This window comes from Phenylobacterium sp., from assembly GCF_030654915.1.
Classification (GTDB): Bacteria; Pseudomonadota; Alphaproteobacteria; order Caulobacterales; family Caulobacteraceae; genus Phenylobacterium.
Map to the genome: position 1 here is coordinate 1 of NZ_JAURWM010000245.1, position 13,510 is coordinate 13,510.

The 13,510-nt window shown below is 65.8% G+C and carries 13 protein-coding genes and 1 pseudogene; 11 read left to right on the plus strand and 3 right to left on the minus strand.

From position 1 onward, the window contains the following. The first annotated feature begins 180 nt into the window (after positions 1-180). From Q7T84_RS12640 to Q7T84_RS12660, 5 genes are all read left to right on the plus strand, one after another. Positions 181-1,149 carry an ornithine cyclodeaminase family protein gene (locus Q7T84_RS12640; protein ID WP_304809404.1) on the plus strand — a complete coding sequence of 323 codons (969 nt, stop codon included), beginning with the start codon at positions 181-183 and terminating at the stop codon, positions 1,147-1,149. Positions 1,150-1,180: 31 nt separating this feature from the next. Further along, positions 1,181-2,479 (plus strand): APC family permease, encoded by a 1,299-nt coding sequence (locus tag Q7T84_RS12645; protein ID WP_304809406.1) that lies wholly within the window; start codon positions 1,181-1,183, stop codon positions 2,477-2,479. Then, positions 2,479-2,952 carry an Lrp/AsnC family transcriptional regulator gene (locus Q7T84_RS12650; RefSeq protein WP_304809408.1) on the plus strand — a complete coding sequence of 158 codons (474 nt, stop codon included), beginning with the start codon at positions 2,479-2,481 and terminating at the stop codon, positions 2,950-2,952. Before Q7T84_RS12645 ends, Q7T84_RS12650 begins: the two co-directional genes overlap by 1 nt. After that, positions 2,953-3,906 (plus strand): ornithine cyclodeaminase family protein, encoded by a 954-nt coding sequence (locus Q7T84_RS12655; protein WP_304809410.1) that lies wholly within the window; start codon positions 2,953-2,955, stop codon positions 3,904-3,906. Between the two features lie 115 nt (positions 3,907-4,021). Continuing rightward, complete coding sequence (locus tag Q7T84_RS12660) at positions 4,022-5,722, plus strand: hypothetical protein (protein WP_304809412.1); 1,701 nt, start codon at positions 4,022-4,024, stop codon at positions 5,720-5,722. Here the strand turns inward: Q7T84_RS12660 and Q7T84_RS12665 are convergent. Together Q7T84_RS12665 and Q7T84_RS12670 are read right to left on the minus strand one after the other, a co-directional pair. Beyond that, positions 5,719-7,200 carry a S10 family peptidase gene (locus Q7T84_RS12665; protein WP_304809414.1) on the minus strand — a complete coding sequence of 494 codons (1,482 nt, stop codon included), beginning with the start codon at positions 7,198-7,200 and terminating at the stop codon, positions 5,719-5,721. The genes Q7T84_RS12660 and Q7T84_RS12665 overlap by 4 nt on opposite strands. Positions 7,201-7,416: 216 nt before the next feature. Beyond that, on the minus strand, positions 7,417-7,596 hold the full coding sequence (locus Q7T84_RS12670; RefSeq protein WP_304809416.1) for a hypothetical protein: 180 nt from the start codon (positions 7,594-7,596) through the stop codon (positions 7,417-7,419). A 65-nt stretch (positions 7,597-7,661) separates the two neighbouring features. Between Q7T84_RS12670 and Q7T84_RS12675 the strand changes: the two genes are divergently transcribed. The 4 genes from Q7T84_RS12675 (at position 7,662) to Q7T84_RS12690 (ending at position 11,915) form a co-directional block, all read left to right on the plus strand. Continuing rightward, positions 7,662-8,900 carry a peptidase S10 gene (locus Q7T84_RS12675; RefSeq protein WP_304809418.1) on the plus strand — a complete coding sequence of 413 codons (1,239 nt, stop codon included), beginning with the start codon at positions 7,662-7,664 and terminating at the stop codon, positions 8,898-8,900. Positions 8,901-8,929: 29 nt separating this feature from the next. After that, positions 8,930-9,385, plus strand: coding sequence for an FKBP-type peptidyl-prolyl cis-trans isomerase (locus Q7T84_RS12680; protein WP_304809420.1), 456 nt, complete (start codon positions 8,930-8,932; stop codon positions 9,383-9,385). 137 nt (positions 9,386-9,522) lie between these two features. After that, entirely contained in the window at positions 9,523-10,728 is a 1,206-nt protein-coding gene (locus tag Q7T84_RS12685; protein WP_304809422.1) for a saccharopine dehydrogenase family protein, read from the plus strand. Between the two features lie 14 nt (positions 10,729-10,742). Beyond that, positions 10,743-11,915, plus strand: a complete 1,173-nt coding sequence (locus tag Q7T84_RS12690; protein ID WP_304809425.1) for a carboxynorspermidine decarboxylase — start codon at positions 10,743-10,745, stop codon at positions 11,913-11,915. Positions 11,916-11,923: 8 nt separating this feature from the next. On the opposite strand, the gene coaD is transcribed toward Q7T84_RS12690, so the two are convergent. Then, positions 11,924-12,460: a pantetheine-phosphate adenylyltransferase gene (gene coaD, locus Q7T84_RS12695; protein WP_304809427.1), complete on the minus strand. Its 537-nt coding sequence runs from the start codon at positions 12,458-12,460 to the stop codon at positions 11,924-11,926. Positions 12,461-12,843: 383 nt separating this feature from the next. On the opposite strand from coaD, the gene Q7T84_RS12700 reads away from it, so the two are divergent. Together Q7T84_RS12700 and Q7T84_RS12705 are read left to right on the plus strand one after the other, a co-directional pair. Continuing rightward, entirely contained in the window at positions 12,844-13,161 is a 318-nt protein-coding gene (locus Q7T84_RS12700) for a hypothetical protein (protein ID WP_304809429.1), read from the plus strand. A 71-nt stretch (positions 13,162-13,232) separates the two neighbouring features. Further along, positions 13,233-13,510: pseudogene (locus Q7T84_RS12705) on the plus strand (hypothetical protein); the annotation flags it as partial.

The window sequence follows — 13,510 nt, forward strand, 5'->3', positions numbered from 1 at the left end:
GTACACGGTGCGCGGCGGGGTCATCAATGTGACCGACGAGCAGCCGTCCTACCCGACCCGTAGCTACGGCGACATCTTCGGGCGGCAGTACTATGTCGGCCTGAACGCCCGGTTCTAGCAACCGTTCGGGCGGCGTCGGCCCAGGCCGGCGTCGCCCTTTTTTCAGTTTCGGAGCTAGTCATGGGAGCCGGGGGCAGGGAGATCGAGGGCATCGCCGTCTTCGACGCCCGCACAGTGCGCGATCACCTGACGTACGAGGTGGCGATCCCCGTGGTTCGCGAGGCGATGCTCGCGCTCTCCGATGGCCGCGTGGGGCAACTCCTGCGCAGTTTCATCGCGATGGGCGAGGGCCGGACTTTCGCCATCATGCCAGCCGCGCTCTCCGATCGAGGCGTCTTCGGCGCCAAGCTGGTCAGCGTCTTCGCCGACGGCCACGGTCGCAAGGCGCACGAGGGGCTTGTGGTCCTGTTCGACGCCGACACTGGCGCTCCGGTCTGCCTGGCCGACGCGGCCGAGATCACCGCCATTCGCACCGCCGCCGCCAGCGCGGTAGCCACGGACGCCCTGGCGCGATCCGACGCTGGCGTCCTGGCCGTGCTGGGAATAGGCAAGCAGGCCGCCGCGCATATCCAAGCGATCTCCAAAGTCCGGGACCTCCGCGAAATCCGCGTCTGGGGGCGTTCGCTGGCGCGCGCCGAAGCGTTCGCGTGCGAGATGGCCGTCGTGGTCGGTCTCCCCGTTCGCGCCTGCGCCAGCATCGCTGAGACGACGCAGGGCTCGGACATCATCTGCACAGTCACCGCCGCCGTTGATCCGATCCTGACGCTGACGTCGGTCGCGCCGGGCGCCCACGTGAACGCTGTCGGTTCCAGCGGGCCGGGCCAGGCCGAGATCGCGGCCGATCTCGTGGCGGCCAGCCGCTTCATCGTCGATCACCGCGAACATGTGCTGGCTCACGGCGGCGAGTTCCTTCGCGCCAAGGCCGCGGGCCTGGCGGATGACGATCACATCACCGCTGAACTTGGCCAGGTGTTGTCGGGCGCGCGGCTTGGCCGCACCGGGCCTGACGACATCACCCTCTACAAGTCGCTGGGCCACGCCGCGCAGGATCTCGCTGCCACGGCTTGGCTCCACCAATACGCAAGATGATCGCCGCCGCGCGGATCGTCGGGGACATCGCATGACTGACACGACCCAGCAGCTCCAGAAGGGCGTCAATCTCACCGCTGTGGTCGCGCTTGGACTGGGGACGGCCGTTGGGGTGGCGATCTTCTCGGTCATCGCCCCGGCCACGGCGCTGGCTGGCCCCGGCATGCTGCTCGCCGTTCTGGTCGCCGCCGCGCCGATGTTCGTCATCGCCGTGACCTACGCCTTCATGGGTTCGGCTCTGCCGACGTCGGGGGCCTCGTTCGAGTGGTCGCGCCGCTTCATCCATCCGTTCGTCGGCTTCCTGATCGCCTGGCTGCGGATCGTCAGCAATGTCGGCGCGATCCTGGTTCTGGCCCTGGTGGCGGTGCGCTATCTCTCCATGGTCGTGCCCCTGCCGACCAAGCCGACGATGTTCGCGGGCTTTGTGCTGTTCTTCCTGGCCAACTATTTCGGGGTCGCCCTGGCGGCGCGCCTGCAGGTCATCCTGATGGGCGCCCTGGTGGTGCTGTTCTTCGTCTTCGCCGCCTGGGGCGCGCCGCATATCGAGCCAGCCCACTTCGAGCCGCTGTTGCCCCAGGGAACCGCTGGCATGCTGGCCGCCGTGCCGCTGCTAATCGGCCTGTTCTTTGGCATTGAGGCGGCGACCGAGATCGGCGACGAGGTCAAGGACGGCCGCAAGGCCATTCCGCTCGGCATCGCCCTGTCGATCGGCAGCGCCGTGGTGCTCTACCTAATGGTGGCGGTGGTTGCGCTGGGCGTGCTTGGAGCCGACGCCCTGGCCGCCAGCGAGACTCCGTTGCTGGACGCAGCCCAGCCCTTCATGGGTCCGATCGCAAAGCCCTTGATTGTGACGGCCGCGGTGGTCGCGATCGGCAAGTCGCTGAACTCGCTTTATCTGGGCTTCTCCCGCAGCCTGTTCGCCATGGCGCGGGCCGGGATGCTGCCGACCGCCCTGGCGCGGGTGCATCCCAAATACGGCACGCCGCACATCGCGCTCTGGACGATCCTGGGCGGGGCGACGCTCGGTCTTCTGGCCCCGATGAACCTGACCAGCCTGTTCCTGGCGGTGAATATCCCGACGCTACTCAAATACGCCGCCACCAGCCTCTCGGCCGTGGTTGTGGTCCGCAAGCATCCGGAGATCTACGCCGCCGCGCGCTTCAAGCTGTCGCCCCGCGCCACCATCGGCTGGGCCTATGCGGGCGCGGCCGCAGCCCTGATCATCGCGGTGCTGGGCTTCCAGGCCGACTGGATGCCATACGCTGCGCTCGGCGTGTGGGCCTTGATTGGAATCGCCTACTACATGGCCACCCATCGCAAGAGCGCCTGATGACCCGCAAGCTCGACAGTTTCGACCGCCGTATCCTGGCCCAGCTCCAGACGCAGGGTGATCTCGGGCCGGTCGAGCTCGCCGAGATTATCCATCTCTCGCCATCCCAATGCTCGCGCCGCCTGCAGCGGCTGAAGTCGGAGGGCTATGTCGCGCGGATCGTGGCGCTGTTGGACGAGACGCATCTGAACATCGGCGTCATGGCCTATGTCCTGACCACTCTGAAGTCCCACGCACCTGAACAGACCCAGTTGTTTCAGGCGCGGATCGGCGCGCTCTCCGAGGTCGTCGAGTGTCACAAGATGACCGGCGAGGCTGATTACATCCTCAAAGTCTGCACGCGGAACCTGGAGAGTTTCAACACCCTCCTGACCGACCATCTTCTGGTGGCGCCGGAGATCGCGACGGTCAGGTCCTCCATCGTGCTCGATCGCATCAAATCGACCAGCCAGCTGCCGTTGGAGTTTCTCTAGATGCGCATCATCGACCGTGAAGAGGTCGCGCGGCGGCTGACCTACGAGGTCTGCATCCCCATCGTGCGCGACGCGATGATCGCCTTTTCCAAGGGCGAAACCCAGCAACTGCTGCGCTCGATCATCCCGCTCGCCGAGGGGCGGATGTTCGGCATCATGCCCGGCGCCCTGGGGCCGGCCGCGCCGTTCGGCGCCAAGCTGATTAGCGTCTTCCCGGGCAATTTCGAGAAGGGGCTCCAGTCTCACCAGGGCCTGGTGATCCTGTTCGACCCGCAGTCGGGCGCTCCAGTCTGCGTCGTCCATGCCGGCGAGGTGACCGCCATCCGCACGGCGGCGGCCAGCGCGGTGGCCACCGACGCCCTGGCGAGGCCAGGCGCCAGCCGCCTGACTCTGCTCGGCTACGGGGAGCAAGCCGCGACGCACGCACGCGCGATTTCGAAGGTCCGCGCTCTGAGCCACATCACCGTCTGGGGCCGCTCAAGCGAGCGGGCAGGGGAGTTCGCTTCGCGCATGTCGGCTGAACTCGGCGTGCCGGTCGAGGTCGCCGCCGAGGTCCGCGAGGCGGTGGCTCAGGCCGACATCGTCTGCACCGTGACCAACGCCAAGGAGCCGGTGCTGCTGGGCGAATGGGTGGCGCCCGGAACCCACCTGAACCTGGTCGGCTCCAGCTTGGCCGGACCGGTCGAGGTCGATAGCGACCTGGTCGTCCGTTCGCGCTTCATCGCTGACAGCCGCGAGGGCGTCCTGCGCCAGGGCGCGGAGTTCCTGCGCGCCAAGGAGGCTGGCCTGATCGACGATGATCACATCGTCGCCGAGATCGGCCAGGTGCTCTCGGGCGCGGTCCCCGGCCGGTGCTCGGATGACGAGATCACCGTCTACAAGTCGCTGGGCCATGTGGTGCAGGACCTCGCCAGCGCCTGGGCGCTCTACTCGCAGGCCGAAGAGGCGCGCTGAGCGCGCCACCTGGCGAAAGCCCACGCTCAGACGCAAGGATCGTGCGTCGAGACGGCTCTAGATTTCAGTCCAGTTTTGGGGGCGACTAGTGATTAGACAGATCTTGGCGATGGCGGTGAGTTTAGCCGCGCTGGTGGGGGCTAACGCCGCCTTGGCGCAGGCCGCGCCGCTGCTGGACGTCACGCTTAAACCCGGCGCTGCGGACGCGCAGGGGCATGTGGCCTTCGTGGACATCGTGACCAGGATCCCCGCCGCCGACACCCCCGCGGGCGCGCCGCTGCTGGCACTCCCGGTGGTGGTGGCCAATGTCGAAGGCGTGGCCAAGACGATGACGGGGTTCGAGGTCATCGACGCCCAGGGCGCCGTACCGCTGACGATCCAGGATCAGGGCGCGGGCTCGCCCGTCGAAATTCGCCAGTGGATCGCCGGGCGGCCGGTGGTCGGAGACTTGACCGTCCGCTACCGCGCGCCCACTGACAATGCCCCGCCGATCCGCGGTTCTGGGCCGCCCTTCGGTCTTCGCACGGAGGGCGGTGGGCTGTCGGGCGCGGGCAGCATCTTCCTGATCCAGCCGGTGACCACAAAGCCCTATCGCCTGGCGGTTCGCTGGGATCTGGCCGCGATGGGCCAGGGCGCGACCGGAACCTCCAGCTTCGGGGACGGAGACGTCGAACTGCCCGCGGGTTCGGCCGATCGGCTGGGCTCGGCCTTTTTCATGGCGGGCCCGATGTACCGCCACCCGACCCAGCTTCGGACCAGCGGCTTTTCCTCGGCCTGGCTGGCCGGCGCACCCACCGACACCGCGTCGGTGATGGCTTGGACCGAGAAGCTGCACGCCTGGTACGACGTCAACTTCAAGGGCGGCGGCGAGCTGCCCTACCGCGTCTTCCTGCGTTTCAACCCGGTCAATCCGGGCGGCGGCGTGGCCCTGACCAACTCCTTCGTCGCCACCTATGACGACAAGACCACGGCCGAGAGCATGAAGCTCACCTTGGCCCACGAGATGCTCCACACTTGGGCACCGACGCTCGGCGCGCACAGCTCCCGGACTAGCAACACCCAATGGTTCGGCGAAGGGATCGCGGTCTATTACGCGCGTCTGTTGCCGTGGCGCGCGGGCCTGATCAGCGCCGACACCTTCCTGGAAGACCTCAACGAAACGGCTGGCCGTTACTATTCCAACGCCCTGATCGACACGCCCAACGACCAGATCGCCGGGCGCTTCTGGGAGGAGACCCTGGTCCGCGTCCTGCCCTATGACCGGGGCTCGATGTACATGGCGGCCGTGGACGAGAAAATCCGCAAGGCCTCGGGCGGCAAGCGCTCGCTCGACAACGTCATGCAGACCCTGATCGACCAAAAGCGCGCGGGCGTCGAGACGACCCAGGACACTTGGTTGGAATTGATCACGGCTGAACTCGGCCCGGTCGCCAAGACCGACTTCGAGGCCATGTTGGCCGGCGCGGTGCAGCGCCCGTCAGGCGCCGCCTTCGGCCCGTGCTTCACCGGCGGGGCTACGACCCTGCGCCAGTTCGAACTCGGCTTCGAGGGCAGGAGCCTCGTCAAGCCGGTGCGGATCGTCGAGGGCCTGGTTCCGGGCTCGGCGGCCGATATGGCCGGCCTGCGCAACGGCGATGAGATCCTGAAGCCGGTCGGCCTCGACAACGTCCAGTCCAACCAGAAGCTCACCGTCACCTGGCAGGTCCGCCGGGACGGCAAGACCTTTGCGATCACCTACCTGCCGCGCGGCAAGAGCGTCGAGGTTCCGCAGTGGAAGCGGGTCGAAGGTGTCTCCGACGCCGCTTGTAAGTTCTAGCGGGGCGTCACGAACGCGCGGACGTCGCTGGTGAAGGCCTTGAGCGCCGGCTCGTTGGTGTAGGCCATGTGCCCGCCCTCATAGGTCTTCTGCGACACCTGGTCCCTGGGGAAATAACCTTGGGCCGCGAGGTAGCGGGCAGGCCCGACGGTGGTGGTCAGGTCGTAGATCCCGGTGCCGACCATCAGGCGGAACTTCGGATTGGCGGCGAAGGCCTCGCCAATCATGGCCGGGTAGTCGTAGTCGTTGAACGGCCCGCCGGCGCCGCTCGTCGGGTTGTAGAACCAGCCCCGCGTGTCCGGCGCGAAGGCGCGGTACTCGCTCATCGGCAGGGTCACTTTCAGGTTCTTCGCCAGATGTTCGGCCAGCAGGGGCGCGACCATGTCGCCGACCTTGGCGAAGGGATCGACCGGGCGTTCGCCGGTCATCGGCGCGGGACCGACGTAGCGGGCGTCATAGGTCCCCAGCATCAGCCCCTTGTCCTTCAGCAGCTCGGTGACGAAGTCGACCTTGGTGATCATCAGCCGGTGAGCCAGATAGTAGTCGGCGCTGATCCCCGTCATCGCCTGTAGCTGCCCAGCCACCTTCTCGCGGTCGGCCTGGTCCAGATCCGCGCCCTTGGCCAGGGCGCTGAGATAATCCCCCATCCCGTAGGCGTAGGCCTCGTCGATGAAGGCGCTCATGCTCTTGCCGCCCAGATCAGCACGGCCGTGGTAGGCGGCGATCGCCGCCAGCGCCGGCAGGTTGGCGGCGTAGGCCATCACGTTGCTGGCGCGCTGGCTGGTCTCGATCATGTTGGTCGCCTGGCCCATCAGCATCACCCCGTCGAGCGGCATGGTCTTGGCGAGTTCGCCGGCCATCAAGGCAGCGCGGATGGTGCCATAGCTTTCCCCCAGCACATACTTCGGCGAGGCTTCCCGGCCGTTCGCCCTGATCCAGGCCTCGGCGAACTGCGCGACGGACTTGGCGTCGCCATAGGCGGTGTAGAAGTCGGCGCGCTTGCCGCCTGGCGCCACACGGGTGAAGCCGGTCTCGGCGGGATCGACGAACACCAGGTCGGCGACGTCGAGCACGGTGTAGGGATTGTCCTGCAAGACGTAGGGCGTGGGCACAGGCGCGCCGACGTCCTGCGGCACGGTGATCCGCTTGGGGCCAAAGGCGCCCACGTGCAGCCAGGATGAGGACGAGCTTGGACCGCCGTTGAACAGGAAGATCACCGGCCGCGCGGCGTGGTCCTTCACGCCCTCTCGGACATAGGCGGTGGTCATGAAGCTGAGGGTTGGAACGCCGTCCTTGTCCTTCAGGATCGTCTCGCCGACCGTGGCGACATACTTCACCTTTTGGCCGTTGAAGGTCCCGGAATGGTGGGTGACGAAGGCGCGGGGCGCCGCAACCTCAGCGGAGGCTCGCGCGGTTTGGGCGTAGGCCTGGGGAGCGCTCGCGGTCAGCAGGGCCAGCGCCAGCAAGGTCGCTTTCATCATCAGTCTCCAAACTAGGCGCGCGTCGCCCTCCGACGCACGCCAGATTGAGGCGGCGCGGCCGGATTTTCTTGTCGTTCTGCGGCGCCGTGGCCAGGCTTGCCGTCTGATTTATGCAGTGCCGGCTGACCACTTGCATCGCCAATGTTCGGAACACGGCGTCGCTCGTTCAGAACGCAAAGAATTTCTCGTCGTCCAGGCTATTCTGACCTGGCTTCACGGGGGAATGGCGATGCGCAAACCGGTCTTGTTGTTGAGTGTCGCGAGCTTGCTGCTGGCCGCGCCGGTCGCTGGCCTGGCGCAGACCTCACCGCCCGCCGCCGCCCGCGCCCCGGTGGTGGCGAACACACAGCACGCCGGAACCTTCAACGGCCAGACGGTGAAGTACGACGCCATTGTCGCCGAGACCTTCTTGCAGGACGAAGCCGGCGCTCCAGCCGCTTCGGTGGACCACCGCCTATGTGCGGACCGACAAAAGGGACCTCGCCCATCGGCCGGTCCTCTTCCTGTTCAATGGCGGTCCCGGCGCCTCGACCACGCCGCTGCACTTCGGCGCTTTCGGACCCAAGAAGCGGGAAGGCGAGGGGGCGGCCCAGCGCATGGTCGACAATCCCGACAGTCCGCTGGACGCCGTCGACCTGGTGTTCATCGACCCGGTCGGCACCGGCTACAGCCGCCCGCTCCCAGGCCATGACGGCCAAGCGTTCTGGAACCGCACCGGCGACGCCAAGGCGGTGAAGACCATCATCGCCGATTGGCTGAAGGCGAACGGCCGCGAGGTCTCGCCGCGCTATATGCTGGGCCAAAGCTACGGCACGACCCGCGCGGCGTTGGTGGCCGGCATCGGCCAGGATCTGAACCTTGATGGCATCCTGCTCTTCGCCCTGGTCGGCAATCCGCCAGGCCACGAGATGCCCTATGTCACCAGTCTGCCGGCCTTCGCCACCACGGCTTGGCATCATCAGCGTATCGACCGGGCAGGCCGCTCGGTGACGCAGGTCTATGAAGAGGCGGTGGCCTTCGCACGCGGCGAGTACGTCACAGCCCTGATCAAGGGCGCCAGCCTGACGCCGGCCGAGAGGCGGGCGGCGGCTCGGAAGATGTCGGCCCTAATCGGCCTGTCGGCCGACTTTATCGAGGCCAAGGACCTGCGGCTCTCCAAGGAGGACTTCATGTTCAACCTCCTGAAGGACCAGGGCGTGCGGATCGGCCAACTGGACGGTCGTGCGACCCGGCCGCTGGACGCTCCGGCCCAGCGTCCGCCCTATGACGACCCGGGCATGAACTACGCCGAGCCGAGTTCCGCGCCGCCGGCCGCCAGCGGCATGGTCCCGGCTTCGAAGCGGGGGCTATCGCCGGTGGATTCCTACTATCAGGAGCACCTGAAGTTCCGCACCGCCGAGACCTACAACGCGCTCAATCTCGACGTGAACAGCGCTTGGGACCACGAGGGCATGGGCGATGTGAACAGCCGTATCGGCGTGGCCATGCAGCAGAACCCCAAGCTGCGGCTGTTCTGGGCCGCGGGATATTTCGACATCACCACCCCGGCCTATAGCGGCCGCTACGCGCTCGATCAGGCTGGCGTCCCTGGCGAGCGGCTGACGGCGGCCTATTTCAACGGCGGGCATTCGGTGTTCACCGATCCGGCCAACCACACCGCGCTCAGCCAGGCCGTGCGGAACTTCGTGCGGCCCTGATATAGATCGCGCGAGTAGCGGAGGTTGGTATGCGAGTCGCAGTCGGAATCATCATGGCGCTGGCCCTGGCCGGCCCCGCCGCGGCCAAGGACGCCAACGCCGCGTTCTTCGCCCGTAACGCCAAGGCGCCGGGTGTGAAGACCATTCCCGGCATCCAGTACAAGGTGCTGAAGTCGGGCCCAGCCGACGGCGTCCACCCCCAGCGCTCCTCGACCGTTAAGGTCCGCTACGTCGGCAGCTTCATCGACGGCAAGGTGTTTGATTCCTCGAAGAACGAACCGGACGGCGCCGTCAGCTTTCCTCTCGGGCGCTTGATTCCCGGCTGGACGACGGTGGTGCCGATGATGCGGCCGGGCGACGAATGGGAAATCTACCTGCCGCCGGAATACGCCTACGGCGCGGCCGGCAAGGACATCATCCCCGGCAATGCGGCGATGGTGTTCCGCATCGAATTGCTGGAGGTCAGCGACACGCCCGCCTCCTAGGGGAGGCGTCTGCGGGAGGCCGCGTCTGCAATTGTCGCATAAGGGTGGTTAGCGAACTCGCCGTCCTCGTGATATCCACGCGACCCCGCGCGGAGGTGGTCTGCTGCGAAGCTTGTTCGACGTTGGAAAGGGCACAGATGAGTAAGGTGCTTGTTATTGGGGCTGGCGGTGTTGGTTCGGTCGCCGTCCACAAGATGGCGATGTCCAAGGACGTCTTCTCGCACATCACTCTGGCCAGTCGCCGGATACACAAATGCGACGCCGTGGCCGCTTCCGTCAAGCAACGGACCGGCGTGACCATCGGTACGGCGGAGCTCGACGCCGACGATGTCAGTGCGACCGTCGCCCTGATCAAGGCCGTGCAGCCGCAACTCGTGGTCAATCTCGCTCTGCCCTACCAGGACCTGGCGATCATGGACGCCTGTCTTGAGGCGGGTGTGAACTACCTGGACACCGCGAACTACGAGCCGCGTGACGAGGCCAAGTTCGAATACAGCTGGCAGTGGGCCTACCAGGACCGGTTCAAGGAAGCCGGTCTGATGGCTCTGCTCGGCTGCGGGTTCGATCCCGGAGTGACCTCCGTGTTCACCAGCTACACCCACAAGCACCTGCTCGACGCGATCGACACGCTCGACATCCTGGACTGCAATGGCGGGGACCACGGCCATCCGTTCGCCACCAACTTCAATCCTGAGATCAACATCCGCGAAGTGACCGCGCCATCGCGGCATTGGGAGAATGGGCAATGGGTCGAGGGGCCGGCCTTGGCCCAGAAGCAGACGTTCGACTTCGACCAGGTCGGCCCGCGGAACATGTATCTCATGTACCATGAGGAGCTGGAGTCCCTGGCCAAGTTCTACCCGGAGATCAAGCGCATACGCTTCTGGATGACCTTCGGCGATTCCTACCTCAAGCACCTGGAAGTGCTGCAGAATGTCGGCATGACCCGGATCGATCCGGTGATGTTCGAAGGCCGTGAAATCATCCCGCTGCAGTTCCTGAAAGCGCTGCTTCCCGAGCCGTCTTCGCTCGGGCCGACGACGCGCGGCAAGACCAACATCGGGACCATCGCGACCGGCGAGAAGAACGGCGAGCAGAAGACCTTCTACGTCAACAACGTTTGCGACCATGAGGCCGCCTACGCAGAGACCGGCAGCCAGGCGGTCAGCTACACGACCGGCGTCCCCGCCATGATCGGCGCGGCGCTGATGCTGACCGGCCAATGGAAAGGCGCGGGCGTCTTCAACATGGAGCAGCTCGACCCTGACCCGTTCATGGACATGCTGAACCAGCATGGGCTGCCGTGGCAGGTCAAGGAACTGCCGTCCCCGCTCGCATTCTGATCGATCCGAGGCACATGGAAACCAAAGCCGCCGGCCCAGGGCCATTCGCACAATTCGACCTGAGCCGCGTGCCGTCGCCCTGCTTCGTCGTCGACGAGGCGGTGGTGCGGCGCAATCTCGCGGTGCTGAAGGATGTGGGTGATCGGGGCGGCGCGAAGGTGCTGCTCGCGCTCAAGGCCTTTTCGATGTGGGCCGTGGCCGACGTCGTGGGCGAGTATCTCGACGGCGTCTGCGCCTCCGGGCTCTGGGAGGCGCGGCTGGCGCGCGAGCACTATCAGGGCGAGCTGACCACTTATTCGCCGGCCTACAAGCGCGAAGACCTGCCTGAAATCCTGGCCCTGTCCGACACGGTGATCTTCAATTCACCTGATCAGTTAGCCCGGTTCAAGGCCGAGATCGCGGCGGCGCGCGAGCAGGGCGCGGTGTTCGAGATCGGCCTGCGCCTGAACCCCGAACACAGCGAATCCGAGGTCGAGAAGTACGACCCGTGCCAGCGGGGCTCCCGGCTCGGCTTCCCGGTGTCACAGCTTCGGCCCGAACACCTGGACGGGGTCGACGGCCTGCATATCCACGCTCTATGCGAGCAGGACTTCGAACCGCTCCAACGGATCTGGACCGTGCTGGAACCGCAACTCGCGGGGGCGCTGGCAAAGGTGAAGTGGCTCAACCTCGGTGGCGGTCACCACATCACGCGCGCCGACTATCAACGCGAGGACCTGATCGCCCTTCTACGCCAGATCACCGAGCGTCATGGCGTCGAGGTCTATCTCGAACCCGGCGAGGCGATCGCCCTGGACGCCGGCATCCTAGTCGGCGAGATCCTCGACACTTTCGACAATTCGGTGCCTGTCGCCGTCACCGACATCTCGGCCACCTGCCACATGCCCGACGTGATCGAGGCGCCCTATCGGCCAGCGATGCTGAATGAGAGCGAAGAGGGCGTCGCGGTTCGGCTTGGCGGGCCGTCCTGCCTGGCCGGCGACATCATCGGCGACTACGTGTTCGCCGCGCGGCCCGCGCCGGGCGCGCGCATCGCCTTCCTCGACCAAGCCCACTATTCGATGGTCAAGACCAACACCTTCAACGGCGTGCCGCTGCCGGCGATCGCGTTGTGGAACAGCGAGGCCGACTCCTTGAAGCTGGTCCGCGAGTTCGGCTACACGGACTTCCGCGACCGCCTCTCCTGACCGCGACCCTAGGCGCGACGGGCCGCGAAAGCCCTCTCGACGCTGGGCGTCACCAGCCAATCGATGGCTTCGCCGACGGCGTCGAGCTCCTTCGCCGTACTCGACGAGACGTGGAGGAACTGAGCCTCGCAAATGAAGTGGACCATGGGGATCGACGGATCAATTCGCTCGGCCACGCCGTGCAGATTGAACTCTTCATTGAAGGCGCTGGCCTCGCGCAGTCCACGGACAATGTGGGTGGCGCTGATCTTGCGGGCGTAGGCGATCAGGCTCTGATTGATGTACTCGTCCACCTCAAGCGCGCCTCCGAACAACGCGCCGCTTGCGCCGTCGCTAGCTTCTGGCCAGCGATCGATGACCGACCGCGTGATGAGTTGCTGGCTATCGGTCACGCTGAAGGTGCGGGCCTTTTTGATGTTCGTGCCGATGGCGACATGCACCGTGTCGAAGGTCATCAACGCCTTGCCGATGATGTCGAGATGGCCGCGCGTTACGGGATCGAAAGACCCAGCGTAGAGGGCTTTCGTCCTGGCCGGTTTGAGCATGTGACGTTGTTCTCCGCCCTTGATCTCCCATGATAGCGAGCACGCCGGTCGTGGATGCAAGACCAAACCTGTGAGCGGCTGCGAAGCCCGTTTTGGCGAATAAGCGGCGATTTCAAGGCGGATCGGGACCTCTCCGCATTGTCGACAAGTCACTGTCAGGCAGGGGTGGAAGTCGGAAGTAAGAGATCCCCGAGAAGTAAGTATCGGCTCGCTGGAACCTCAAGCAACTTCATGGGTTATCGATCCAGCCCAGATTAAGCGCCCAGCGGCCGATCAAGGACCGACTGCCGGGGCAGACTCGGCCGCGTCGCGTTTTGAGTTTCACCTAGTATGGACGCCGATCTGTTGGGTGACCGTCCGGTTAAACAAGAAGGATGTCGAAAATGCCCTGGCTGAATAATCGCGCCGCGAGAGGCCCAATCGCTTTCGCTCTCGTCTTAGGTGGTTTGAGTCTCAGTGCGTGCGCCTCAACGAGTTACGTCGATGAGCAGATCGCCGGCGTGAATAGCCGCGTCGCCGCGGTGGACGCGAAAGCATCGGACGCTATTCAACGCGCCGACGCCGCCAACGCCGCCGCCGCCGCCGCCGCCGGCACGGCGCAAACCGCCGCCAGCGATGCTGCGACCGCCAACCAGCGGATCGATCAGCTCACGGCGAGGGTGGACCAGCTCGGCCAGTCCGGGAAGCGCCCAAGGAACTGAGCTTAATCGCACTGAACACCAGTTGAGCCCTGCCGCCATACGGCCACTCTTCGCGTCATAAGAGGGGCCGCTTGGCCCAGGTTGATGGAGCGACGGACATTCGTGATCGTTTGAGAACAACGCTCTCGGCGTTGACGCTTTGGCTTGGCGTGGTCTGGGCCGGGGCGTCATTGCCGACCGCTGCGGCGGCGAAGCCCGCGGAGCAGGCGCAGGGCGCTGAGTTGGCCCCAGAGGCCGTCGTGCAGGTCGCGACTTGGGTCGCCGCCTCGGGCGACAACAAAGGCCTGCCGTTCATGATCATCGACAAGTTCACGGCCGACGTGTTCGTGTTTGGTCCTGACGGTCGGTT